This window comes from Alteromonas sp. ABV4_150 (assembly GCF_056311745.1).
Genome location: NZ_CM149971.1, coordinates 2,449,069 through 2,475,493 on the forward strand (window position 1 = coordinate 2,449,069; position 26,425 = coordinate 2,475,493).

Here is a 26,425-nt window from a genome sequence, read left to right on the forward strand (position 1 = left end):
TCGCGAACTTCTTAGCGATAGTATCAAAGTTTAAAAGGGCGCTTCGGCGCCCTTTTTCTACGCTGAATTCACAGTTACTTAATATATTGTTAATGTAACTAAAATGGCCTTGGGAGCGTCGCAAAGCTTTCTTTATTTCGATACACTGAATCTTTACTTTTTGCCTCAACAGACAAATATCGCGATGGCTAGCCTTCAACGTACCTTGGTAAACTTAGAAATGCTAAGTGAGGATATTAATGCATTAAATGACAATGCTATTAATTCCGCCGCTCACATAAAACTTCTGCACAATGTGTTAGAAGAACTCAAAAACGCAGAGTCATTCGTTGCCTTTGAGACAGAAGCAAGCTTTCATAAATTGTTATCTGGCTCTATGTTCGAGAATATTTTCGAAAGAAAAGGAATGGTCGGGGTTTACATTAAGCTGGTGGGATATGTGATCACCGCATGGGAGGCTACCGATAAAGCGAATGCCATCATTAGCGAGAACTTCGATTCAAGTGCGGATAAGCGGTTAGAGTTGCTTCAGGTTAAAGCTATAAAAGCGAAATCTCAATTGAAGACGGTAGCGTCGGCAATGGGTAAAGAAGACTATAAAAAGTTTGCTCAAACGCTTGGTCTGTTTACTCAAGAATGGCAGTGGGATACCCTCCGCGCTAGGTTCTAGCAAGCGCGAAGAGTAGACCATAATTAAAACACCGTAATAATCGCTTTGAGCACTATGGCGTGATATTTCGGATACCGATACTCTGCTCGTTGATAACCCGAACTTCTCGTTGAGGGAAAGGGATCTCAATATCGTGCTCACGTAGTGTTTCAAAAACAGTAAGCAGCAAATCACCTCCTACGCGGTTTTTGCCATCGTCTACACCTTCCATCCAGAACTCAACAAACATGTTTACGCCAGAGTCGCCAAAACTGTCTATTTCACAGTCCGGTAGTTCTTCAAAAGGGATATTATCGCCACTGATCACTTGCGGGTGCTCAGATACCGCTTCCTTTATGATTTCTACCATTGCGCGGATATCGGTTTTATAGGCAACTGAAAAGTCAATGCGATATCGTTGCTTTGGATCTTTATGCGTCCAGTTTATTAGCAAAGAGCTAATAAACTTCTCGTTTGGCACTAGGATGTCTTTGCCGTCATAAGTTTCCAACACGGCATAGCGCATTTTAAACTCTCTAACGATACCTTTACGTCCGTCTTCCAGTTCAACGTAATCGCCAACGGTTAACGATTTGTCCAACAGAATAATAATACCCGAAATAAAATTTGAGGCGATGGATTGAAGCCCTAGACCCAAACCCACACCCAAAGCCCCGCCGAACACAGCTAGCGCTGTAAGGTTGATCCCCATTACGTTAAGCAATAGAAGAAACACAATACAGAAAAGAGCCACTTCAAATAGCTTGGCGAACACTTCCTTTGTAGAAACATCAAGAGACTTTTGGTTTCTAATGATATCTTGTCCAATAGCATTGGAGCTTCGGCCTAGCCAAAACAGCAAAGCACCGAAAAGGAGTACTCTAGTAACGCCATAAGCCGAAACTTCAACGTTGCCAATAGATATAGCTATGGACTCTAGTGCTGAAGTAATTAACGGAAGTAAGCCGATAAGGTGTAAAAACAAGACAGGAAGACCTACCCAGCGCATGAAGGCCGCTATCGTGTTGTTTTCAACAAAGCCTTTAATTAATGAGCTTACAAATAGCATCAATGCGACGACAACAGCTATTTCTAATAGCCATGCATCAAACTGAAATTGTGCACCTAATACGGTAGTAATCTTCAGTGTGCTTATAGTGATAAGCGGAAACAGTGCCTCACCAAGGTTGTACAAAAGGCCGCTCATGGTATGTGCACCATTCTGTGGCTTTTCTCGCATAAGCTTAAACGGCTTTTTTACTTGTTTAGCAAGTAGATAAGCGCAGCAATAAATCACAACAATGGTTGTAAGCTGAATAATAAAGCTATCAGACATTACCGATGCTTTGACTATGGCTAACTTCTCTTCTAAGTGCTGAGTTAAACTATCAACATTCATGTGGTCTACTTAATTTAATTACCGCGCAACGTAAGTGCGGGTGTTGCTAAATGAGCGTGGAATCCTTGCACGCTTTTTATCTTTAATATCAGATAGGGTAAAGCTTTTTTCATCCAATCAACATATATCGTTTGAACATCTATCACTGGTCATACAGGTTTTGGCGATCTTTACAGCTAATACACGATAGCTTTCGCCCGAAATAATCTTTCAGATATAGAGTGAGCGAAGGACGTTGTGTTTATGACTCTGAAATAAAAGGTTTTTTATTTGGGTGGCAGTAAAGTGGTCACAAAGCGATAATATTATTACTTAATGATTTTTTGTCGACTAGATAGAAAAAATTAAACCTCCAGAATATTGGTAATAATAATTGGTTGACATCTGGTAAGGCCGAATTGTAATATGAATTTGTTTTCTGCTGCTTGTTTGAGCAGAGTGTGGACTAGCTTATCTATGCGCTTATACGAAGAACGGCACGTTAAAGAGTGTAAACTCAATAGCAAACCGTAGTTTTTGTTTTGCGCTTTAAAGCAAAAATAATAAAAACAGTTACTCTCAAAAGTACCCTACAAAGCAAACAGGCTTCTTAGAAATAAGAAGCCTGTTTTATTTTGTAATAAGAAAAGTGCGTAGCCGCAACTACTGTCTAAGATGAGCAATTGAGTAGAGACCGCGCGTTTCATCAGTCTTGCGCTTTATTTCTTCTAATGCTTTTGCTTCGCTCGCATCAAAAAGCGCGTTGATAAGGCGATTAAAGTGCTGATGCATTGCCCGCCTTGCACCGGCTGTATCTTTGCTAGCAATAGCATCGTAGATAAGTGTGTGCTCCTGCAGCCTCTGCTCTTCGCCTTGTGAGCACACATCGCTGTAGGCAGATATGACTTGGGGAACAGTTCTTCTCAATTCCCACAAATTTTCAACCGAAAGCATTATGGCGTTATTGCGTGTCGCTTGAGAAATTATCTGATGGAAGCGTTGATCCGCCTCATCGGCTTTTTGAGGGGTTTGCATCTCAACTAAGGTTTGCTTTAGCGCTTCTAATTCTTCATTTGAGATAGTTGCGGCAGCAAGTGCGGCAGCTTCACCTTCCACAAGCGCACGCGCCTGAGTAAGCTCGAACGCACTTATAGGTTTGGCTATCTGACCTTGTTTTTTCTGATGCAAAACATACACACCAGAACCGGTTTTTACCTCTACTCGCTCTCGTACTTCCAATGCGATAATGGCTTCGCGGATAGTAGGGCGACTGACGTTATAGGTCTCCGCGAGTTCCCTTTCTGCGGGTAAGCGACTACCTTCAGGGTAAATTCCTTGATCGATTAGCGCTTCAAGTTTTTCAACTATGCTCCAGAAGAGACGACGAGTCTTCATATTTACAGCCCTTGTTTGCCTGTTGCTTACCTAAAAAGAAGAGACAATTGGTAAATTTATTCTATCTGACCATTGTATATCGAAATTAGCATAAAGCGCAAAGCCCCGAACACTCTGCCCTCAAGCTCTTTGTAAACATACAATTCTTCTTAATTGGTAATACATTTTATTTTATTGGTAAAATAAATTGGTTGTTTTTGGTCTTTTTATTGGTTAGATTCTAAGGCGGTCAGTAACAAATAAATAACAGCATAATTGCGTTTTTGCAAAAGAAGATTGGCAATTTATGTGCGATTTATACGATTTGAGTAATGTCAGTAGCATTATCACGGTGGATATTGACACCGATTTTGCCAGCGAAGTGGGGAATGTATGAAAGTAGCAAATGTCTGTAAGTCAGCATTAGGGGTGATTACTCTATTGGCTTTTAATACAGCGGCATACGCCGAAGACTACTTAGTTGACTCTAAGAAAAGCTACCTCAAAGCGTTAGCGAAAGTTGCTCCTGGCGACGATATCGTACTGAAAAATGGTAATTACCGTGATTTTGAGATTAAGTTTAAAGCGCAAGGTAGTGAACAAGAGCCAATTACACTAAGAGCAGAAAGTAAAGGTGGTGTTATTCTCTCCGGCCAGTCAAATCTCTCGATTGCTGGTAGCCACTTGATCGTATCTGGGCTTGTATTTAAAGACGGTTATTCACCATCAGGTTCGGTAATTAGTTACAGAACAAGTAAGAACGAAGTTGCTAATCACACTCGTATTACTGAAGTCGTTATTGAAGACTATTCAAAGCCAGACAAGTTTGAAAATGATTACTGGGTAGCGTTTTATGGAAAGCACAATCGGTTAGATAGTTCGTACCTGGCGGGCAAGCGAAACCGAGGAGTAACGGTTGCTGTAAGATTAGATACAAAGGATAGTATTGAAAACTATCACAAAATAGACAAAAACTATTTTGGCTACAGACCTGAATTAGGCTCAAATGGTGGCGAAACCTTAAGAATCGGTACCAGTCATTATTCGCTGGAAAACTCTTTCACTCGAGTTGAAAACAATGTGTTTGACCAATGTAATGGCGAAGTGGAAATTATCAGCGTTAAATCAGGTGGCAATGTTCTACACGGTAATACTTTCATTGAATCTCGCGGTACGCTAACGCTAAGACATGGAAACGGCAATACAATTACCAATAATGTGTTTTTAGGAAATGGCGTTCCCAACACAGGTGGGGTACGCGTAATTAACGCTGACCAAGAAGTAGCAAATAACGTGTTTAAAGGGCTTACTGGCTATCGCTTTGGAAGTGGTTTTACAGTAATGAATGGTGTGCCTAATTCACCACAAAATCGCTACCATCAAGTAATGAATGCGAATATACATCACAACACTTTTATTGATGTATCGCACATTCAATTGGCCGCTGGTGCAGATGAAGAGCGTTCAGCGCCACCTGTGGATAGTGCTTTTTCTAATAACCTTGTTATCTCTAATACAGTACCTACTACATTTAGCTTTTTTGACGACATTAGCGGTATAGCATTTACCAACAATGTGGCTAACTACAGCGTAGAAAGTCAAATTGAAAAAGGCTTTACGAAACGAAGCGATATACAGCTATCTTCATCGAACAGTATTTTTATGGATGAGATGAAAGTAGGCGCTGACGACAGTGTTAAACCACTTAATAAAGCAGACGTTGGGCCAAGCTGGTATCAGAAAAAAGAATACGAAACGCCGTTTAGTTCGGGGAATGAAATTACCGTACAGCCAGGTGTAAATACGCTTTTTAGAGCGGTCGCGAACGCGAAAGATGGGGATGTTCTAACACTTAGTGATGGCGTCTACAGCGAGCAGAAAATTGTTGAGATAACTAAAACTATCTCTGTAAAAGCAAGCGAAAACGCAAAAGTCATAATCCGCCCCCAGCGCTCTGCACTTTTTGAAATAAGTGATAATGGTTCACTGGAAATTGAAGGCGTAACGCTTTCAGGTAGTGATGCGCCAGATGCGGCTGGAAATACATTCATCCGCACTAAAAAGTGGGGCATGTTAACTAATTACCGATTCACTATGGATAAGGTGAAAGTAACTGACCTAGATATAAACCATAGCTATCACTTCTTTTCCGCTGGCGCCCGAAGCTTTGCAACTTTGTTATCTATTACTAACAGCCAATTTGACACTATCTCTGGTCACGTACTGGCGTTAAACAAAGAAAAAGATGACTTAGGTATCTATAACGTCGAAGTGTTGAATTTAGAAAACAACACGTTTAGCGATGTTGAAGGGGCACTAGCACTTATCTATCGCGGTGGCACCGACGAAAGTACTTTTGGGCCTAAGGTATCGATAGCTAAGAACGTGTTAACAAATGTAGGTTTGGGTAAAAGAAACAAGCGTAAAGCAAGCATATTTCTTCACGGCGTACAAAAAACACAGATTCGAAATAACGAGTTCAGTGCAAGTGCGCCAGTCAAAATTGCACATACCATTGGCGAGCCGCAAACATCGCATAGCGGCAACACATTTAAAGATACAAGAGACATCAATATTGTCGATTTCTTGAAAGCGAAAGACGAATGTCGCTGCCCTGAGTAAAAAATGCTCAGCGTAGCGTGCAACTTATGCAAAGAAAAAGTTATTACGTTAAAACTAAAAACTACGAGTTCGTAGGGTGGATGATATGAGAGTTGGTTTTATTGGCGAGTGCATGGCCGAGCTTAAAAAAGTGAACGGTGTATTAAAAGAAGGGTTTGCTGGCGATACTTTCAATTCTGCCGTTTATCTTAAGCGCACGTTTCCACAATTAGATAGCTATTTTGTCAGTGCTGTCGGCAGCGATGTGCTATCAAAAGAGATGCTCGACTTTGCGCAGAGCGAATCGATAAATACACGCTTCTTGTTCAAGCATCCAGACAAGCACATTGGGCTCTATAAAATTTATACCGATGCAAATGGCGAACGCTCTTTTACATATTGGCGAAATGATTCTGCAGCGAAGTGCTTAATGTCCCTGCTTACCGATGACGATAAAGCGTCGATGACAGCGTTAGACTTGGTGTTATTTTCGGGTATTTCGCTCGCTATTTTAAATACTGAAGACTTACCGAAGTTTTGGCGTTTACTTGCAACGCTTAAAGAAAGTGGGACCAAAATTGTTTTTGATATGAATCACCGTCCAGCTCTGTGGAAAGGTAGAGATGATGCCACTGCACTGTACGAAAAAGCGTTTGAAATTGCAGACATCGCGCTACCTGGGGTAGAAGACTTTAACTTCTTGTATGGGTTTGAAACGGTAGAAGAGATCACAAACTTTTTAGCGCCATTTTCATTTAAGCAACTCGTCATTAAAAATGGAAGCAGCGCTGTAACGTTAGTTGGCGAAAAGGGAGAAGTTTCAGAAGTAGGGCTAACCCCTGTCACTAACGTTGTTGACACTACATCTGCTGGCGATGCTTTTAACGGTGTTTTTCTAGGCGCTTACCTAACGGGCGAGAGCCCTGAAGACTGCGTAAACAAAGCCGCTAAATGTGCAGGTTTTGTGATTCAGCATCCTGGCGCCATCGTAGATAAAACGGCCTATGCCGACCTAGCAACATCTTTCGCTTAAGTAAGTAAAAGCGAAGTATTCGAATACAAAATAAAACACTACATCGAACTTATAAGGGCATCCGCCCCTCGTATTACGAAGAGACAAACCATGAGAAAAATATCAGACATTATGGGCGGTCAAACCCTGCTCCCAATCATTCAAGCCGATAATGTAGAAGACGGTGTGGCCATTGCTAAAGCAATGTCAGCAGCGGGCCTTAGCACTGTTGAAGTTGTGTTGCGTTCAGAGAATTCAGCTAAATGCATAACCGCTATCAAAGAGGCGTTGCCAGACATGATCGTAAGCGCTGGAACCGTCGTCGATAAGGCATCTTTAGACGCAGCGATAAATGCCGGGGCAGACTTTATCGTGACGCCTGCGGTAACAGAGAGTCTGCTGACTATGCTGGTAGATTCTGGTTTACCTGTACTTCCAGGTGTGTCGAATGTATCAGATATCGTGTTAGCGCGGGAACATGGGTTCAGGGAAATGAAGCTATTCCCAGCATCTTTGTCAGGTGGTGCCTCTTTCTTAAAAGCTGTCGGTGGTTTATTCAAAGATACAACATTTTGTCCAACGGGTGGTGTGTCGCCAGATAATTTTAACGACTATCTGTCACTAGGTAATGTATTTGCAGCAGGCGGCACTTGGGTAGCGAAACCTCAATGGGTAGCAGATAAACAGTGGAACCTCATCACAGAGGCATGTTCGCAAGTTTAACGAACACGTCACCTTCCTAATTTTCATGTCTTAGAAAGCTGGCACACTCGCCAGCTTTTTGATTTTTCTGCGTATTAATTGGTGTTATAGCTTTATCGAGCTATCATTAATGAAGTTGCTTCGCGCATACAGCATAGTTGCGCTAGCTTTATACAACCCGAATGAAAAAGTGACTATGATCAAATTGATAGCGTTGCATTTCACCATTGCAGCCGCCGTATTTTTGTCTGCTTCCGACAGCCGTGCAGATGAACTTGAGTTTTCAGGTTTTGCAAGGGCGGTTGCAGGCCAACTTGATACCCAAAAAGCTACCTATGAAGGGTATGACGACAACATAAGCTTTTCCCAAAAATCCCTTATAGCCATGCAGGCTGATTATACTTACTCATCATCGTTCTCCGCATCGGCTCAACTTCTTTTACATACTGACGACGATAGAGAGTCAGGAATAGAGTGGCTGTATTTAACCTATTCACCTAGTGAAAGTTTTCAAATTAACGTTGGTCGGTTGCGCACCCCTTTTTTAAAGTATTCTGATGTTATCGATGTTGGGTTTGCATACCCATGGATAAATGCACCACAGCAACTTTATAGTAGCTACTTGTTCTCTCAGTATGAAGGCGGCAATGCAAGGTTGAGAAGGTCGTTTGGCGATGTTGTAGTGGATTTTGAGGCTTACTATGGAACGTATGAGGATGAACTAGTTTCAAGCGGTATCAATGTAGATGTTGAAGTAGATAACTTGTTCGGTGGCGTTATTGAAGTCAACTATGGTGGTTTGCAGCTAAGAGCTGCCACTGTTAATGCGCCTAAAGTTGAAACAACTATCGACGAAATTGCGCCCCTCGTGCAGGGACTCAGAGCTGCTGGGTTTGACGCCATAGCGGAAAAGTTTGATATCAATGATCGTGCAGGATCTTTTTTACTAGGAGCCAGCTATGACACGCTTAACTGGTATGTAAGCGGCGAATGGATGAAGGTCTCGTCTGATATCGATGTACTTGCTAATTTGGAAAGTTTCTATGTTTCATATGGCTACTACCTTGATGAAGTTCTTTTACACTTAACTTATGCTTCATCTAGGCAATCACTCAATACCATTGATAATGTTATTCCTGTAGGTGTATCGCCTGAACTCGACCAACTATATTTCGCTGTAGAGCAGCTAAATAACTTTTTTCCTACAGATGACCTAGATACGTGGACCTTTGGCGCTAGATGGGATGTGAAGACGAACATTGCACTAAAGGCAGAGTTATCTTTGCTAGATGGGGAAGAAGGCAGAACATCATTTTATGAGGTAAAAAACGACAGCTTCGATAGAAACGCGACCCTGTATCAAGTGGCAGTAGAGTGGATATTTTAATGCGAAGATATACGGTCTTTTTTCTCTTTTTGTTAAGCATTCGAATAGCTGCTGCAAACGAAGGTGTGTGGGTCGTTGCTAACGTTGATGACCAAGGCTTTTCGCTCACAAAAGCTGAAATACGCAATCTCTACATGAAAAGTGGAACAACTACTTATGAGTTAGAGCCTGTTGCTATGAGCCCGGGCAATAGAATACGCTCAATTTTTAACGCAAAAGTTATCGCTTTACCCGAATCTCGCATTCAATCTTATTGGGCGCAAATGCGCTTCAGTGGGCGTCAAGCTCGGCCAGTTGAATACGATAATCTAGAGGAAGTGATAAATTACGTAAGTAACCACGAAGGTGCCGTTGGTTATGTCCCAGCAAACACAGTATTACCCAAAAACGTAAGTGTGGTTTATCGAAAGCTTCTAAACAGTCAGTAAGCTTAGGTATGTTAAGAATACACCGTAACGTTATCGACTAACTCTTTTAGTGGAAGCGGCTTATAATAAAGAAACCCTTGTAGCATACTGCATCCTTGATTAATTAAAAAATGCGCCTGCTCATGGGTTTCTACACCTTCGGCGCAAACAGCAAAGTTCAAGCTCTTCGCCATTTCAATAATGGTCTTGGTAATCATTTCTGACTGCTTAGATTCACTTATTTTACTTACAAAACTTTTATCTATTTTTAGGGTGTCTATATCAAACTGTGTTAAATAGCTTAGGGATGAGTAACCTGTACCAAAGTCATCAAGAGCAATCTTGCACCCAAACTTTTTAAGTGCTGTAAAAAACGGGGTGGCCACATTGAAATTGTTCATATAAGCAGATTCAGTAATTTCAAATTCTAAGTTTGATGCAGGCAGTCTTCCGGTATCTAACTCATTAAGTAGAAAGTCGATAACATTATGATTATTCAAATCGTGTGTGCTTAAGTTAACTGATAGCGTTATATGGCTGCCAAAGGCTTTAAGCAGCATGGGAGATTCATGACTAAGCTGCTTTAATACCCAAAGGGTTATTATTGATATCTTATCTGTTTGTTCGGCAATAGGGATGAACTCAGCGGGTGATACTTGACCTAACACCTCATCTTGCCAGCGGAGTAGAGTCTCGAAGCCAATGACATTTTTGTCTGCATCTACCTTAGCTTGATAGCTGAGATAGAATGCATCGTTTTCAAGAGCATCAGTAATTCGGGAGGAAATAAGCACTTTGCGTTTAGTATGGGCTAACATTTCATCTGTAAACCAGACATATCTTGCTTTACCGCTGTATTTAGCTTTGTACATAGCTACATCTGCGTTGGTAATTAGGTTGGTCGCGGAATAATCACAATCACGCGCTAACGCTAGCCCTATACTCACACTTGAATCTAGCCTTAGTTGGTTGACAGTGTGGGACTTAGATACGATATTCAAAATCTTTCGGGCCGTATCTTCAAGGTATGTGTATGAAGTAAGTTCCGGAACGATAACGACAAACTCATCGCCACCTAAACGCCCCAGAGTTGATCTTTCACTGAGTGCGTTTTCCATTAGTGAACTAATATGTAGAAGAAACCTATCCCCAGTATCGTGACCAAAAGAATCGTTAATAGATTTAAAACCATCTAAATCAATGAACAGTAAACCAAGTTCACAATTATTTCTCTGCGCTTTGATAAGCTCATCTGATAAAAGCTTCATTAAGCACTGACGGTTGGGAAGCCCTGTTAATGCATCAAAGTTAGCAAGTCGCTCCATCTGGGACTGCTGCTTTTGTAGCATTTCAGTTTTTTGCCGATTAGCTTCAGACTGCGCTTTGATGTTTGTCATCATATTATTGAAAGCACGAGACAAAGCTAGCATCTCTTTCTTATTTCCTTCCTCTACTTTGACATCATAAGTTTTGTCATCTACCACGCTATCCATGGTTTCGATCAGCGTATTAAGTGGGCGCAATGCTTTACGTTGTGCTCGCGCAGAAATAATAAGCGAGATTGCTATAAGAAAGGCTACCGAAGGAGTAACCAAAATTATATACCTTTGCCTGCTTGCTTTTAATGCCGCCTCAAGGTTGAACAGCAGCGCAAGCTTTCCCATTGGGTAAACGTCTTCGCCTATGGTTTTTACTATAATCACTTTATTTGAAGTGCGATGTAAACCTAGAGGGAGAGTGGCTATGTTACGGTAAAAATTAGCATGTTCGGGGGGCAGATTGCCTCCCGTTTGGATACTTTTAGCGCTGTCTTTTAAGCCTGAGGGGCCTACATATATATTTAAAAGCGTATCGTCACTACTGAAAATATAAGCGGCTTCCGCATATTCATATTCATCTAAGCGGAGCAAAACTTCTGTTTGATTCAGGCTGCCAGCAGGTTCTTCAATATAGTCAATAAGATCAACAGCCATGTTCACGCCTATTGCATTAACTTCCTCTGACACGAACTCAATATAAAGCTTTTCGTAGACATAAATAGATAAACCTATGATCAAGGCACTAACTATTGAGACAGACGCAAGTGTATTGAACGAAATTTCTGACCTGAGACTTTTCAAAAAACGCTCTTTTAAGTTGTATGGACCGGCAATAACGACTTTTAACAAAATGTAGGAAAGGGCCGTCACTTATTTACCTTTATAGTATAGACGGTTTGTATCACTTCTTAATTAGTAATTAGGTCGAAATTGAGTGCAGAGTCAGTGCCATGCTTAACTCAAGCGTTTTTCGAACAAAAAATGCGCTGGTGGCCTAAGGTGTTTAGTGGTAGACTCCGCACGCAATTTGTAAGAGTAAACACCTACGTTCTTTTCTTGATGTCAAACACCAATAAGCCAAGTTGGCAATGGCGTGTCTCTTTAGGTTTTCCCAGTAATCTATAACCCCCCACGGTTAGCAATAAAGCACTAACGCTTATACCTTTGCGGTATGCAAATTTTTTAAATACCTATGACAGGAGTTTGTTAATGTCATTTACCCAATTAGGGCTCGCTGAACCCTTGTTAAAAGCTATTGAAAAACGAGGGTTTAGTACGCCATCACCGATCCAGGAAAAGGCAATACCAGAAGTATTGCAAGGAAAGGATGTGCTGGCGGCTGCGCAAACGGGAACAGGGAAAACCGCGGGATTTGGACTTCCTATTTTACAAAGACTGATGTCTGGCAAGCCAGTATCTGGCAATAATGTTCGCGCGCTTATCTTAACACCAACTCGCGAGCTTGCTGCTCAGGTGGAAGAAAGCATTCGAGCATTTAGTGAGTTTTTACCATTAAAGACCGCTGTGGTATTCGGTGGTGTAGGCATAAACCCTCAAATGATGAAGCTTCGTAAGGGCGTGGACGTACTAATTGCGACTCCTGGACGATTACTCGATTTGTATCAGCAAAACGCCGTGAAGTTTTCACAGCTTGAGGTATTGGTATTAGATGAAGCTGACAGAATGCTTGATATGGGCTTTATTCACGACATTAAAAAGGTGTTGAAGCTATTGCCACAGGAGCGTCAGAGCCTACTTTTCTCAGCCACGTTTTCTGATGAAATTACGGCGCTGGCGAAAACGATAACTCGTGATCCTGTTAGTATTTCTACCGCCCCTGCCAATACGACGGTGGACGCTGTCGAGCAGCACTTGGTAACCATTGATAAGTCTAAAAAGACGACTGCGCTGATTTGTTTGATTAAACAGCAAAAGTGGCAGCAAGTATTAGTTTTCAGTCGTACCAAGCATGGCGCTAACCGAATTGCGGAAAAACTGACTCGCTCGAAAATTCCAAGTGCAGCCATTCACGGAAACAAGAGTCAGGGGGCAAGAACCAAAGCCCTTGCTGATTTTAAAAGTGGCGAGATTAAAGTTCTGGTGGCTACCGATATCGCTGCACGCGGTATAGATATCAGCGAACTGCCGATAGTGATTAATCTGGATTTGCCGAACACAGCGGCTGACTACGTTCACAGAATTGGTCGTACTGGGCGCGCTGGTGCGAGCGGACAAGCTTGGTCTTTCGCTTCTGCCGAAGAATTACAGAACCTAAAAGATATCGAAACACTCATTCAAAAGCTGCTCCCTCGCAAAACCCTTGAAGGTTTTGAGCCTCAGCAAGCCGTACCTGTTACCACGCTTTCTAAGCCGAAAAAGCCTAAAAAACCGAAAAAACCAAAAGTATCTCAAGGTGATAACGGTGCAGGCAGGTCAACTGGCGGTAATAAGAAAGCGGGACAACGACAGGGCAACCGTAGTGGAAATGGTAGCTCTCACGGGGGCAAGCCAAATACTCGTAACAGTGGCGGCGGTAAACCTGCAGGTCAAAGACATTCAGGAAGCGAAGGTAATGGTGCTAGACGACCCGCTAAACGTAGAAACAGTCCGTCCAACAGTTCAACTAGTAATAGGGCTGCAAACAGCGCGAAAGCGTAAATAGTTATATTTTATCAATAAAGCTATGGTTAATTGATAAAGGGCCTTTTGTATAAAAGGCCCTTTTTTGATGTTCCTTAGAAACTAAAAAATAATGCTTTAGTTATGCTCCCATGAAAACGGGTTGTAATGGCGCAGCGCTGGCGTGGTGTTTACTCCGTTGCTATTCGCAGCGTCTAGCGTGAGCTCAGCACGTTTAATGAGTGTTTGTTGTAGCTCAGTACGAAAGCCTTTGGTTTCTTTCCATAGCTGGTTAAGCCCTTCTGGAGTATCGCCTTGTAAATCTTGCGCAAGCAGAGGCCCAAGCTTGTCATACGCGCTTTGAAGCCTAATTGCCTGCTCTTTGTTATAGGCGGCTTCCTCACCCGTTGCTTTCCAATTAATGAATGGGGCTTTCTGCGCAGCTGTCATAGCAGGAAAACGGGAAAAGTACGTTATGTACTCTGATAAGGGGATGCTATCGGCCCGCCCCCAAATATCCATCGTGGTTCTGTTTAACAAAGCACTGGTTTTAGGCTCAACAACCATCACAGTCGGTGTTGCGTAGTAAATCGGATAGTTGAATCGCTCGGTTATATTTCTTCTGTCTCCAAGCGTTCCTACGTCAACAAATACAGTTTCATAATGGGCGCGTAGAATAAGATCCATTTCCTTTGTTGCGAAGCGCTCAGCTAAGCCTGTGCTGTCATGGCACCACTGTGCTCCCAGGACAACCAGAAGTAGCTTGCTTTCCTCCACAGCACGTTGCTGCGCGTTAACCACGTCTTGATAAGGTGACGAAGAAGGGGCGTAAGTATAAGGGGTTTCATTCTGGGTGCTGACACAGCCATTTAGGGCAGAGAAAGCGGCTATAAAAGTAGCTATGGTTAAGCATCGCTTAATCAACTGGGCTTGACGTTTAAAGAAAGTGTTCTGCATACAATGGTCAAAATAGTAGTTAAATCAATAACAATGTAGCATAAAAAGCAAAGAGAAAAGCGGTAATTGAGCGTAGTAAACTACCGCTTTAGCAGGTCGGTTTAAGCTGATACAGGAATCAGCTTCATGTTGATATTGCCAACACCCTCGAAAGTGACTGTAGATGTGGCACCAGCCACTGTGTCATGTACGCCAGTAATAGCGCCTGAGCAAATCATACAGCCTTTTGGAAGAGTAATATTGCGCGCTGCAGCTTGGTCAATTAAATAAGCAACAGCCGCCATAGGCCCGCGCAGTACATTGTTTGATGGTGCAGTATTGATGTGATCTTTATTAATGAATACTGATGTTTGCATCTTCTCAATCACTGTATCCCACGACGCTATAGGGGCGCCAATTATCATACCTTGGTTTACACCAAAGTCACTGATGATGGCAGTGGGGCCATAGCTATTTAAATCAATAACAGGGCTACTGGCTATTTCTACACCAGCATATACAGCTTTGATTAGGTGCTTCAATGGTCCCTTTGTATCAATTGAACCGGGCGTAACTTCTTCTCCCAGTTCAAAAACCAGCTCGGCTTCAACAGCAACCATACCGCCTGCGTAGACTTCTAGTTCAACGAATTCATTATCTGCATGGGGGCGACCAATGAAATGGGTAACCTTTTTAAAAATTGGACCCATTAAGCGCTCTGCGCCCATCTGGTCGCGAAGTTCGGGGATCACCATGCCTACTTTCCAGCCGGTGATCTCGTCGTTCCACTGTTCAAGCGACATGTCTTGAACGCGGTAGGCCGCGTCCAAGGTTGTCGGAACATCACCTGGAAAAGTTTCTAATACAGTGGCTTGCTTACGTGCGTTGACCAAGGTACTCGAAAGTGTTTTCAGGTCGTCTTCTGTTAGTGGTTTATCAGGAAACATCGTGACGATTAAATCCCTAGTGCCTGACCGCCACCAATTTGAACGGTTTCGGCAGTAATAAATGACGCATCTTCACTTACCAAGAAAGACACTACAGACGCGACCTCTTCAGGTTGCCCAAGGCGACCAAGCATGATGTTATCTTTCCAAGATGCAAATACTTCAGGCTTCGTTGCTTTAATTTGCGCATGGAAAGGCGTGTCAATGGTGCCAGGAGAAACAGCATTTACACGAATACCGGCTGGTGCAAGTTCTTTAGCAAGCGCGCGTGTCAACGTATGTACCGCACCTTTTGAAACACCATAGATACCCGCACCAGGGCCACCAGCGTTCCAACCAGCATTAGATGTGTAATTTACAATAGCGCCGCTGTCAGATTTCTTTAAATAAGGAATAGCTGCACGAGAAACGAAGAACGCACTATCAAGGTTCAGTGCCATAACAAAGCGATAAAACTCTGTTGTCATCTCTTCCATTGGGCTGCGTCCGCCAAGGCCGCCTGCGTTATTAACGACGGCATCTATCTTACCGTATTTATCGCCAATCGCTTTTACGTTTTTATCAACGGCTTCATCGCTTGTAACGTCAAAGCCATAGTATTCTGCTTCAATACCTAAGTCGCTAAGCTCTTTTACACGCTCTGCGCCCTTATCGTCTTCAATGCCATTTAAAACAACAATGAAACCGTCTTGGCCAAGTCTTTTAGCAACTTCAAATCCGATGCCGCCTGTTGCTCCAGTTACCAGTGCTACTTTCTTCGTCATAACAATAACTCTTCATTTTGTATTACATTGTGTAAAGCCAATTTTAGGTTAATAAAATTTATTGGTCTACCTGTTTTGTGTGTTTTTTGTCATTGTTTTATGAATTTCTTTTTAACGGTATAGGTTTTTTGCGCTTTCAATAAATCTATCTTCCTAAAGTTAAAAGGGTATTTATATTTTTTGTAAAAGGGGGACAGCGTTGGTAAGAATCAGTAAAACGAAAAAATCTAAGCTTTATTGTGCTTATTGGTAAGTCCAATTTTGTGTTTGGGTTTAATCTGTAGACGATGTTATTGGATATTTTTAGCAGAAATAGAAAGGCGTATCACAGTCCCCATTGGGTAATTGTTGCTTATATTAAGCGTTCCATCTATCAACTTAGCGCGCTCTTTCATCGAAAGCAGGCCGAGTGTGGGCTTAAATTTACCTGAATCCTCAATGGTTTCGGGTATGCCTTCACCATCATCTGCTACAGTGAAGGTAGCATTTTGGGAATCATAGGAAATATCAATAGACAGTGTTTTTGCGTTAGCGTACTTGATGCTATTAGTTACCGCCTCCTGAACTATCCGATAAATATGTATTTTCTGCTCGGGCTTAAAAGCAATAGGCGTACCGCTAAGATTGAAAGAAAAATCTATTTTTGCGCGCTTAAGCGTAGTTGTGATGTCGGAGCGTTCGATCACGCTCTCAATGGGAAGAGTGTCGATGCCAGAGGGGCGTAAACCGCCTAGGCTCTTTTTCATTGCCTGGTACAAAGCATCTATTTTGCCGATTAAGATGTCGTGGTCTTTGGTTGTGTCAACCAATGATAACTGAAGTTTTAAATCGACGATGCGGTGGCCAAAATCGTCGTGCAGATCGCGAGATAAACGCTTTCTTTCATCTTCTTGTACTGCCACTAGCTTGGCTGCGAGGGCCTGTGCATTTTGCACTGCAATTTCAAGGTCCTCGTTGTTTCGAGCCAGTTTTTTATTCAACTTACTCGACTGGTTAATAGAAGACCCTAGGATGAGACAGCTTACGCATAGCGCTAAAATATAAAATTGATGTTCAATAGGAGGTAAAGCGCTCTGACTGGCTACCACAAACGCTGTAATACCAATAAACAAACAAGATAGCGCACTACCGAACACAGCATAGCGATAGGATAAGAAGAGCGCAGGAAATACCGCAAGGTATTTAATTTGATAGCTGATATTAATATTTTGTGAGTAGAGATAACTACTGAAAACTAAAGTAAGTAACCATGTCCCCGCGGTTATAAACAGTGTTGATTCATTTTTGTTAATATACTGGCGAGTGTATAGCGCAAATAGAAGGGGGCAAAGAACAATAATTCCTACAAAGTCACCAAGAGAAAAATCGAACAAAATTGAAAGAAAAACTGCTACGTCAGTTTGTACTTCAATAGCCCTTCTGCCTAGAAACACTGCCCCTAGCGCTACGCTTATCAGCACGCCGAATGCCAAGGTGGCAAGGGTACTTCGGACATTATCGATATAAGGTGCTGCAAAGCGGCGTCTAAAGACATAAATACATCCGCAAACTACCGCGGGTGATATGAACAAGTGCACTAAATACCAGCCGGCACTTCCGCTTAAAAAGGCGGTGTTATCAAGAATGCCCCCTGGATGGAATAAAATGAAGTGGGTTAATTTTTCTGAAAAAAGTAACAAGGGCCAGCTTGCTAACGGCAATAACAAAAAGGCGGCTAAGCGAACGCCAGCAGGTAAATACCAACTCACAGTCCCTGATATAATTTCAAACTGGGTGCTAAATAGCCATACGCCATGAAATAGAACGGTATATATCAAACCCATTACCAAATAGGTAGTGTTGATATACCGCCTGATATCCATTAATCCGCTTTGACCAAGGTGTCGTCATAGATAACGTCAGATACATCTAAGTATCCGGTTTCTAATGCTATGCGAAGCAAGCCAAATTGAGACTTAACATTCAATTTTTTGTAAATGTTAGTTCTGTGAACCATGACTGTCTTTGGCGCTGTGTCTATGTAGTAAGCAATTTGCTTGGGTTGGAAACCTTTAGCTAGCAATAAAAAAACTTCCCTCTCTCTTTCTGTAAGAATGGAGGTTAAACGCTTATCACCAAACGCTAACTTTTTACTAATATCTGTGCTTAGATAATTCTCGTCCTTTTCTAGAGACTCCAACGCGTCCATCAATTCTTTAGTGGCGGCATTCTTTGTAACGTAGCCATCGGCGCCGAGTTCAAGCGCTTTACTGATATAGCCTACGTGATCATACATGCTCAGCATTAAGCACTTTATAAACGGCGTGTCTTTCTTGATTTTTATTAGCGTGTCGAAACCACTTTCCTGTGCCAACGAGATATCTAGAATGGCAACGTCAATATCGTCTAAAGTAGCGAAGGAGGGAAGAGCATCCAGAGAGCTTACTGCGTAAGAAACATGCCAGCCATACTCTTGCTCGATGAGTGTTTTAATGCCATCCCTTACAATTTCGTGATCGTCAATAATGAGTATGTGCATGAAAAAATGCTTATTATTTCTTAATGCATCAAGTGTACGTTGTATTTGGCTTATAGTGAATAAGCCGATGGCTTAGATTGGTGCTCTCTTTAATTCTCAGAATAAAAAAAGCCGGCCTATCCTTGGCCGGCAATTGCTTAACTCTTAACTGTTCAGCGTATCATTCGCTAACTGTCACGAAGAGCGCGTCAGCGATACGCAAACTACATTAAAGGTTTACAGACACTGGTGCAGAGCATGCAGAGGTTTCATCACAAACCGTGTAAGTATACTCACCCGGTTGGACGCCCCTGCTTCTGTCGCGATAGCGACCAGAATTGCTTACTTCTTCGAGTAGCTCACCATTGCGATAAATCATTACCGTATCGGCCATCGAGCCGCTATAAGATAAATCTACACGTAGTGAACCGAAGCGAGAAAGCATAGCGCGGTCAATCTCGGCAACAATGTTGCTATCTGAAACTGATACTGTTTCTGTTGATACGCCAGTTTGGCCTTCAGAGTCGGTAACCGTAAGGGTTACGTCATAGGCGCCAGTGCTCGCGTAAACATGCGTTGGGTTCTCTTCTGTTGAAGTAGATCCATCGCCAAAGTCCCAGCTATAGCTGACAATGTCGCCATTAACGTCGTTACTGTTATTAGTAAAGCTTACTGATAAGCCTGAAGCGTCATAGGTAAACGCAGAGTTAGGCGGTGTTGGGCCTACTTCACCAATACCGGTCACCACAAGGCTCCATGTGTTAACAGTGCCGTTGTCACCGTTGAACGTATCAAGCACGTTCAAGGTCCAATCGCCTGTTGCTACTTCGCCGTTAAAGGCATCAGAGTTATAGCTCTCAACAATATCATCTGTAGCGCCACCTTGATTCTGACGAAGAACGGTGGTCGTACCCTGAGGAGAGGTCAGCGATAGTACGAGGTCACCGCTATAGGTGTGTGTGATATTTACCGACGCCTGCATACCGAATACGGTTAAGTCGTCAGGTACGTTAATCACTAGGTCCACGCCAACATCGTCTGGATCTTCTTCATTCGGTAACGTAGGTACAGCATCACCAGAATACGCGTAAGGGAATTCGTTTAGCCCTTGAGGGTAAACATAAAGATTCGCTGATTTAGATTTCTCAATATCACCGCTTACACCGTTAACCGTAAAGCTGTACGGACCCCAAGGCGTATCTTCAGATGTCTCTACGGTCAGTGTTACTGTATCGCCAGGCATTGCCGAGCTTGCACTTAAAGACGCGATATCACTTGGCTCTGCAAGCGATAGCTGTACTTCTTCTTCGTAGCCAGCAATTGAACCAACTTCAATAGTGAAGGTGTAGGTTTCACCCGCTTCAATTTCAGCTGAACCAGGTGTAATGCCCAGTTTAAAACCTGGAGTTGGATCAGCTTCTTCAAGTGCGTTAAGTACATTTAGGCGGTTGCCAGATACGGTGCGACCATCAGCCCATAGGCTAGTTTCACCTGTAGACATTAACAGCTCTTTCATTTCAGATGGAGTAAGTTCTGGGTTTAGCGACCACACAAGTGCTGCTGCACCCGCAACATGTGGCGTTGCCATTGATGTACCAGAGTATGCTGCATAGCCGTTACCTGGTACTGTAGATAGGATAGCTGTCCCCGGCGCAGCGATGTCTACGGTTTCAATACCGTATGAGTAGCCGCTGTCTCCGTCAGTACGAGTGTGGCTAGCAACTGCAAGCAGACTGTTTGTTGTAGTGACATAGTTAGACGGGTAGTTATCTACGTTGTCGTTGTTTGAACCAGAGTTACCTGCCGCAGCAACAAACAAAATACCTGCTTGGCCAGCTTCTTCAATAGCAGTTTCTAGCGCTTCACTATAGCCGCCGCCACCCCAGCTGTTGTTGGTAGCTTTAATATTGATGCCGCGGTTCTCTTTAAGGTCGGTGAAGTAATCGATACATTCAATAGCGCCAGCGGTTGAACCGCCGTCAGGACCTAAGAATTTACATGCAGCGATTGACACGTCATGGTTTACACCGACTACGCCAATTCCGTTTCCGCCCACAGCGCCAATTGTCCCGGCCACATGCGTACCATGAGAATCATCGTCCATAGGATCAGAATCGCCGTTAAAGGCATCGATACCGTAAACATCGTCAATATAACCGTTGCCATCATCATCAATACCGTTTCCAGCAATTTCACCTGGGTTAACCCATGCGTTATCTGCAAGGTCTTCATGATTGTAGTCAACACCCGTATCGATAACGCCGATGACCACATCGCTATCACCGGTAGTAATATCCCATGCTTCTGGTGCGTCAATATCCACATCTGCAGTACCGCCGGCTTGACCGGTGTTATTCAAACCCCATAGGTCACCGTAAGAGGGATCGTTAGTCACCAAAGCTTTGCGGTACAAGAAGTTTGGCTCGGCGATTTTAATCGCTGGATTTTTCTTTAAGATTTCTATGGCGTCTTTTACAGACTTGCCACGAAGCTCTAGTTTGGCAATTCGGCCGTCTAAAAGGTTAGAGAAACGGTCGTCTACTTCATCACGATTAGCGTCGCTAATTCTTGCGCCCACTGAGGAACGTGCGCGCATTTTCTCCGCTTTGCTTACATTTTCTTTGTACACAACGATAACGCTATCGTCGAAAATTTCGGCTTTTGCGGCGTGAGCATGACTAGAGGCCATTAGCGGAAGTAGAGCTAATGACAGTGCTGAAAGGCCTGTTTTAAAAGGCGTTGTTTTCATAATAAGATTCCATAATTAGCAAGAATGCTTTAATCACAGAACCTTCTCGTTCGGTCTGATATAACTAACGGTTAAAACTTATAACGCAAATTTAAAAACCTGCCACCCCTAACCTTAAATATTGTTCAAAAATACTACTTAACCATTAGGGAATACGTCGAGGTATGACGTGAAGTGGTACTTATTTATTAGAAATTAGAGTGAATGCAAAGCGTTGGACCGCAAAGCAAATAGGTGGTCTAACCAATGTATTTTTCCTGTGTCATTTTTAGTCAAATCTAGCACTAAAGTATGAGTGTTTTTCGCTAGCCCGTAGGTTTCACGGCAGCAGACGTTATTTTGCCGTTATAAATACAACTTAATAGTGATGGTTTCTCGTGCTTTTAAAGCGTTTTATAAAAGGGTCACCTTTGTTGTTAATTAAGGAAGTAGTCGTTCTCATGGACAAGAAACTAAAGGTTAAACAATACCAATGCACCAAACACGTAGGAGCAATAAAAGCCACTGTGTTTTCAGCTTTAACGGTATGTAGTCTTTCAACCGTCAATTCCCCTGTCCATGCCCAACAGTCCGATTTATCAACAAGTTCCGACATGGTGGAATCTTCTCTTTCAATGAGTCTGAATGCTCAAGCTATTACGATAGACGATGAAACGGTCTTCATTGCTGTCAGTCAGTTTGGGCTAAATAACATAACTAACATTATCCAAAGCGGCAACGGCGCCAACCTATCTAACGTTGTTCAAAACGGCAGTAATAACGAAGCTATCATCACTCAACTAGGTGAAGGTAACGTTGTGAATTTGCTGCAGCAAAACAACAACAATTATTTCGAAATTATTCAAGATGGGTTCGACAATGTTGCCAATGTTAATCAATTGGGTGAACAGTCTTTCACTGTTTATCAGATAGGGAACGAAATGGTGATTAACATCACACAATATCAAGAATGATGTGATTGCCATAGGGAGACAAATGTGAAAATGAAAAAAACAAAAATAGCGAGTGCATTGCTTTTAGTAGCAGCGTCAGGATGGGCGTCAGCTCAGGAAGTTCCAGCAACTAAAACTGTCGACTTTAACGCCACAGCAGATTTTGTAGCTGCGGCAGAAGGCAATGAAATTACGCTAACCCAAACGGCACCAGAGGGAAACGAAGTAGGTAATGAATCAGTTTTAAGCCAGGAGGGCGACCTAAACGCCATATTTGTTGAGGTAACGGGTGACGCAAACGAAGTTCTTGCTTCGCAAATGCAATCAGGCAACAGCTTCTACGCGAGCGTTACTGGAAATGGCAACTTCTTGGAATCTGAGCAAGACAGTTTAAACAGTACCGCAGATTTTGTAGTTGAAGGCGACGACAACATGGTCTCACTTGTTCAATTAGGTGATGGCGGCCCTATCGGTTTTATTTTTAATCGCTCTATAAACAGTATTTCGGGCAGTGGAAATACCTTGTCAGTGTATCAGGGTGATGGTGGCAACTGGGCTAATAACGCGATTTCTGGTAACGACAATACGATTTTTGTTGATCAAAGCGGTGAGTGGCACGAATCATATGTTCGCGAACTAAGCGGCGATGCTAACGTAGTTGACGTTATTCAAGATGGTTACTACAACATTTCAGATTTAACTGTAATTGGTTCTGATAATGAAGTTGAAGTCGATCAAGATGGCGATCAGAATGTGATCGGTTGGACTATGATTGGCGACGGTAACGTGCTTGAGTTCGAACAAGACGGCGACGGCAATGAAATAGCTACGGGTGCGTTTGAAGGTTCTGGCAACGAAGTAAATATTGACCAAATCGGTGACGTAAACCTGGCTACGGTTGAAACTATCGGCGGAGAATCTAATACGTTCGAAATTAACCAAGTGGGCGAAGGAAATACGGCTTACGCTGGCGTGATTGGTCTATTAAACGAGTTCGACTTAACGCAGGTAGGCGATGCCAATGAAATCAGCACAGTTAATTTCGATGGTATTCTTAATACCGTTGAAATTGAGCAAGATGGTGATGGTAACTTGGCGTTAGCGCAAGCTGGTATTGGTGACGCAAGTTACTACGCAGATGGCAACATTATCGAAATGTCTCAAGAAGGCGTTGAAAATGACGCGTCAGTTGAATTGGCGAGCAATGTTTCATCAAGCTTTAACGACATTATGGTTTCGCAAACAGGTGAGCTTAACTTACTCGACTTGCTGATTAACGGTGACGAAAACGTTGTTAGCGTCATGCAAGAAGGCGTTGGTAACTGGGTAACAGATGAAACGGGTGGGCAGTTTGTTATTTCAGGCGATATGAATACCTTTGAAGTTACGCAAATGGGTAACGACAACTTAGTTACGGGTAGTATCACTGGCAATGGCGGCACAGTAAGTGTTACGCAGGTTGGTGACTATAACGTAGCTACCGTTGTTCAGATGTAAATGTACTAACGGACAGCGTGAATAGCCGGGCGAGAGCCCGGCTATATTTATCAAAATGAAGTACTTGTACCGTTTCTCTCTTTCCACACTGTTTTTATGTGTGCTCTTTTCTCCGATTCACGCAGAAGAAATTCGGTTAGGCGGGCTGTTGCTTGATAACAGTATAAGCCGTCAGGGCCACGAATTTGCCTCCCGAATAAGCCAATACTGGCGAGAAGTTCCAGACAGTTCGGGTAAAAACCTTATTGTTAAAGAGATTATTGTGCCACAAGCAGGTACCTTATTATCAGTAATTTATGACAACAAAGTGGTCTACCAAACGTACATGGGGCGTAGGCAAGTTCCGATAGATGAAAAAGTACAGCAAGCCATTATGTTGGTATTAGATGCGGTGGCAAATGCGAGTATAGACAGTAGAAGCCCAGATTTAGCAGGGGACGAATGGTAATGATTAAAAGGATAGTGGTTGCAACATTCATAGCGACTGCGCTAACAGCGCCAGCGACAACGCAAGCAACTGAATTAGTCTATGAGCCGATAAATCCATCATTTGGTGGTAATCCACTTAACGGCTCATTTTTATTAAGTAAAGCAAATTCGCAAAATGCGCACAGCGCACCACTAAGCGAACGCTCATACGATGAGCGACTTCAAGAGTCACTAGAACGTGCCTACATTAACCGTATCGTTCGAGAAATTACGGATATTGCATTTGGTGAACAAGAATATGATGAAGACGGCAACCCGATAGACAGCATATTCAATCAGGATAGTATTTTTGTTAGTGGTGACTTTCAGGTAGAGCTTATAACAAGCAATCCTGACAGCATTGTTGTGAACATTACTAACTTACTGACAGGTGAGGTTACTGTCGTCGAAATTCCACGGTTTGGGTAAGGAAACACATGAGAAGTACCGTTTTTTTAATAATGGCAATGGCGCTTACAGGATGTCAGTCTATCACCAATACACTACCGCCTGATACAACGGTCGCTGATGTAATTAAAGACAGTGCCACATTATCTGAAGTAAAAAGCTTGCCCGCGCCTATGGGGCAAATTCCCGTTTCTGTGTATGCGTTTAGAGATCAGACAGGGCAATACAAGCCGAGCTCTGGGGCAAGTTCGTTTTCTACTGCGGTGACTCAGGGCGCAACCTCTATTCTTGTTCAGACTTTAAGTGAAACATCGTGGTTTTTGCCGGTTGAGCGTGAAGGACTGCAAAACATTCTTACCGAACGCAAAATTATTCGAGCTGACGACAGTAACAGTGGTGAGTTGCCGCCACTCACTACAGCTAGAATTATTATAGAAGGTGGGATAATTAGCTACGATACCAATATTCGTACCGGCGGCGCTGGTGTAGAGTACTTTGGCATTGGAGCGAGTGAGCTGTTTAGGGAAGATCAAATTTCCATTTACATGCGCGCCGTTGACGTGAGAACAGGTCAAGTATTGGTGTCGGTTTCAACATCTAAGAAAGTGCTAAGCCAAGAGGTGAGAGCGGGATTGTTTAGGTATGTCTCGCTAAAACGTTTGCTTGAAGCCGAAACGGGTTACACCACCAACGAACCCATGTTTGAATGCGTTAAGCAAAGTATAGAGAAAGCGGTAAGTGAACTAGTATTACAAGGAATGGAGAAAGGGGTATGGCGCGCTAAAGCGTAAGCGCCATTCATCATTCATACTTCAGTTGATTGTCGGTTTAGTAATTCACATGTTGGGGATGACTAAATTGATGATCAAACCATTTAATGAGTTCAACTCGATTCCTACAGTCTGTCTTTCTGAATATGCTGTACACGTGTGTTTTCACTGTATTCACACTGATATGCAAGCAGTCTGCAATCTCTTGATTCTGCGCACCATCGGCAATTTTACGTGTAATGGCAAGTTCCCGTTTAGTTAACACTGTGGTTGACGATTGAAGTGCTGCTATGGGCTTGGTTTTTGCAACGAGATTAGCATCAATATAGCGGCTCATTATCTCGCGACTGAACCATTTGTTTCCTGCTTGGACTTGTTGAACACCGCGAACCAGAAGTTCTAAATTATCTTCAATATGGAAAATACCGTTAATACCATGTTGTAGTGCTGCATAATGAAAATCGACGTCAGACTCTGGCACATTGAAAATGACTTTGTTCAACTCTGGGTTATCGTTGACTACAGGCAAATTGAACACAGCGGCAGAGTCACAATACTGCGCATCAATAAAAAAGGTATAGGTGTTATTAAGTACGCTTCGAGGCGGCTGGATGGCACCTGTTGTGACGGTGAAACCGCAGCTGGGCAAAATACTAAGAAACCGTTCGTAAGCCTCTTTTGCTCTGGTATTGCCTGAGAAATTGTTTCTTGTTAAAACGAAGGCTTGATGTGACATGAAAACTCCTTTTCGTGTGTATCAACCTTACGAACTAAAAAGTGTCTTTACAATACTTCTGTGGTCTTACTTGCAGCGTCAAAGCGTAACAAAATGTAACGATGAAAAACGCATCTAAGCGTTTCTTAGAAATAACCTATTTTGAAATGCACAACGCATTAAATATAAGTAAATTATATCTATAAAAAACGTCTTCCCCCTTTGTTAAAAATGGCGTTAGTGTATAGTTCATCACCAAGTTCATCCTTCCAACATTTCAACACAGAGAGAATC

Annotated in this window: 22 protein-coding genes; 12 read left to right on the plus strand and 10 right to left on the minus strand. The window is 42.7% G+C overall.

Translation table 11 applies throughout. The annotated features are described in order from the left end of the window. Positions 1–103: 103 nt before the first annotated feature. A complete protein-coding gene (locus tag ACYX4M_RS10695) occupies positions 104–670 on the plus strand; it encodes a hypothetical protein (RefSeq protein ID WP_476080090.1) in 567 nt (188 codons plus the stop codon). Between the two features lie 52 nt (positions 671–722). Here ACYX4M_RS10695 and ACYX4M_RS10700 read toward each other — a convergent pair whose 3' ends face one another. Together ACYX4M_RS10700 and ACYX4M_RS10705 are read right to left on the minus strand one after the other, a co-directional pair. Then, entirely contained in the window at positions 723–2,048 is a 1,326-nt protein-coding gene (locus ACYX4M_RS10700) for a mechanosensitive ion channel family protein (protein WP_476080091.1), read from the minus strand. Between the two features lie 642 nt (positions 2,049–2,690). Then, positions 2,691–3,422, minus strand: coding sequence for a FadR/GntR family transcriptional regulator (locus tag ACYX4M_RS10705; protein ID WP_476080092.1), 732 nt, complete (start codon positions 3,420–3,422; stop codon positions 2,691–2,693). A 372-nt stretch (positions 3,423–3,794) separates the two neighbouring features. Between ACYX4M_RS10705 and ACYX4M_RS10710 the strand changes: the two genes are divergently transcribed. From ACYX4M_RS10710 to ACYX4M_RS10730, 5 genes are all read left to right on the plus strand, one after another. Beyond that, the gene (locus tag ACYX4M_RS10710; protein WP_476080093.1) at positions 3,795–6,023 is read left to right on the plus strand and encodes a polysaccharide lyase 6 family protein; all 2,229 of its coding nucleotides are present in this window, start codon (positions 3,795–3,797) and stop codon (positions 6,021–6,023) included. An 85-nt stretch (positions 6,024–6,108) separates the two neighbouring features. Continuing rightward, positions 6,109–7,035 (plus strand): sugar kinase, encoded by a 927-nt coding sequence (locus ACYX4M_RS10715; RefSeq protein WP_476080094.1) that lies wholly within the window; start codon positions 6,109–6,111, stop codon positions 7,033–7,035. A gap of 90 nt (positions 7,036–7,125) precedes the next feature. Next, positions 7,126–7,737 carry a bifunctional 4-hydroxy-2-oxoglutarate aldolase/2-dehydro-3-deoxy-phosphogluconate aldolase gene (eda, locus tag ACYX4M_RS10720; protein ID WP_476080095.1) on the plus strand — a complete coding sequence of 204 codons (612 nt, stop codon included), beginning with the start codon at positions 7,126–7,128 and terminating at the stop codon, positions 7,735–7,737. 109 nt (positions 7,738–7,846) lie between these two features. Continuing rightward, positions 7,847–9,103, plus strand: coding sequence for a hypothetical protein (locus ACYX4M_RS10725; protein WP_476080096.1), 1,257 nt, complete (start codon positions 7,847–7,849; stop codon positions 9,101–9,103). Further along, complete coding sequence (locus tag ACYX4M_RS10730; protein ID WP_476080097.1) at positions 9,103–9,531, plus strand: hypothetical protein; 429 nt, start codon at positions 9,103–9,105, stop codon at positions 9,529–9,531. Before ACYX4M_RS10725 ends, ACYX4M_RS10730 begins: the two co-directional genes overlap by 1 nt. Before the next feature lie 11 nt (positions 9,532–9,542). Here ACYX4M_RS10730 and ACYX4M_RS10735 read toward each other — a convergent pair whose 3' ends face one another. Beyond that, positions 9,543–11,483: a bifunctional diguanylate cyclase/phosphodiesterase gene (locus tag ACYX4M_RS10735; protein WP_476080098.1), complete on the minus strand. Its 1,941-nt coding sequence runs from the start codon at positions 11,481–11,483 to the stop codon at positions 9,543–9,545. Between the two features lie 555 nt (positions 11,484–12,038). On the opposite strand from ACYX4M_RS10735, the gene ACYX4M_RS10740 reads away from it, so the two are divergent. Continuing rightward, positions 12,039–13,487 (plus strand): DEAD/DEAH box helicase, encoded by a 1,449-nt coding sequence (locus tag ACYX4M_RS10740; RefSeq protein ID WP_476080099.1) that lies wholly within the window; start codon positions 12,039–12,041, stop codon positions 13,485–13,487. Between the two features lie 99 nt (positions 13,488–13,586). On the opposite strand, the gene ACYX4M_RS10745 is transcribed toward ACYX4M_RS10740, so the two are convergent. The 6 genes from ACYX4M_RS10745 to ACYX4M_RS10770 all read right to left on the minus strand — a co-directional run bounded on the left by ACYX4M_RS10745 (position 13,587) and on the right by ACYX4M_RS10770 (position 21,341). Further along, positions 13,587–14,405, minus strand: a complete 819-nt coding sequence (locus ACYX4M_RS10745) for a thioredoxin family protein (RefSeq protein ID WP_476080100.1) — start codon at positions 14,403–14,405, stop codon at positions 13,587–13,589. A 101-nt stretch (positions 14,406–14,506) separates the two neighbouring features. Beyond that, the gene (locus ACYX4M_RS10750; RefSeq protein WP_476080101.1) at positions 14,507–15,331 is read right to left on the minus strand and encodes a 2-keto-4-pentenoate hydratase; all 825 of its coding nucleotides are present in this window, start codon (positions 15,329–15,331) and stop codon (positions 14,507–14,509) included. Between the two features lie 8 nt (positions 15,332–15,339). After that, on the minus strand, positions 15,340–16,095 hold the full coding sequence (locus tag ACYX4M_RS10755; RefSeq protein WP_476080102.1) for an SDR family NAD(P)-dependent oxidoreductase: 756 nt from the start codon (positions 16,093–16,095) through the stop codon (positions 15,340–15,342). 290 nt (positions 16,096–16,385) lie between these two features. Then, positions 16,386–17,957 (minus strand): sensor histidine kinase, encoded by a 1,572-nt coding sequence (locus ACYX4M_RS10760; RefSeq protein WP_476080103.1) that lies wholly within the window; start codon positions 17,955–17,957, stop codon positions 16,386–16,388. Continuing rightward, positions 17,957–18,613, minus strand: coding sequence for a response regulator (locus ACYX4M_RS10765; RefSeq protein WP_476080104.1), 657 nt, complete (start codon positions 18,611–18,613; stop codon positions 17,957–17,959). Before ACYX4M_RS10765 ends, ACYX4M_RS10760 begins: the two co-directional genes overlap by 1 nt. A 208-nt stretch (positions 18,614–18,821) precedes the next feature. Continuing rightward, the gene (locus ACYX4M_RS10770; RefSeq protein WP_476080105.1) at positions 18,822–21,341 is read right to left on the minus strand and encodes a S8 family serine peptidase; all 2,520 of its coding nucleotides are present in this window, start codon (positions 21,339–21,341) and stop codon (positions 18,822–18,824) included. 440 nt (positions 21,342–21,781) lie between these two features. On the opposite strand from ACYX4M_RS10770, the gene ACYX4M_RS10775 reads away from it, so the two are divergent. From ACYX4M_RS10775 to ACYX4M_RS10795, 5 genes are read left to right on the plus strand one after another with little or no spacing between them, the layout of a single operon-like run. Beyond that, a complete protein-coding gene (locus tag ACYX4M_RS10775; protein ID WP_476080106.1) occupies positions 21,782–22,294 on the plus strand; it encodes a curlin subunit CsgB in 513 nt (170 codons plus the stop codon). Between the two features lie 30 nt (positions 22,295–22,324). Further along, entirely contained in the window at positions 22,325–23,770 is a 1,446-nt protein-coding gene (locus tag ACYX4M_RS10780) for an autotransporter outer membrane beta-barrel domain-containing protein (protein ID WP_476080107.1), read from the plus strand. Between the two features lie 55 nt (positions 23,771–23,825). Next, positions 23,826–24,218 carry a CsgE family curli-type amyloid fiber assembly protein gene (locus ACYX4M_RS10785; protein ID WP_474871836.1) on the plus strand — a complete coding sequence of 131 codons (393 nt, stop codon included), beginning with the start codon at positions 23,826–23,828 and terminating at the stop codon, positions 24,216–24,218. After that, entirely contained in the window at positions 24,212–24,667 is a 456-nt protein-coding gene (locus ACYX4M_RS10790; protein ID WP_474871834.1) for a curli assembly protein CsgF, read from the plus strand. Before ACYX4M_RS10785 ends, ACYX4M_RS10790 begins: the two co-directional genes overlap by 7 nt. 8 nt (positions 24,668–24,675) lie before the next feature. Then, positions 24,676–25,437: a CsgG/HfaB family protein gene (locus ACYX4M_RS10795; protein ID WP_474871832.1), complete on the plus strand. Its 762-nt coding sequence runs from the start codon at positions 24,676–24,678 to the stop codon at positions 25,435–25,437. A gap of 37 nt (positions 25,438–25,474) precedes the next feature. Here the strand turns inward: ACYX4M_RS10795 and ACYX4M_RS10800 are convergent, their stop codons facing one another. Then, entirely contained in the window at positions 25,475–26,152 is a 678-nt protein-coding gene (locus ACYX4M_RS10800) for a helix-turn-helix transcriptional regulator (protein ID WP_476080108.1), read from the minus strand. Positions 26,153–26,425: the final 273 nt, after the last annotated feature.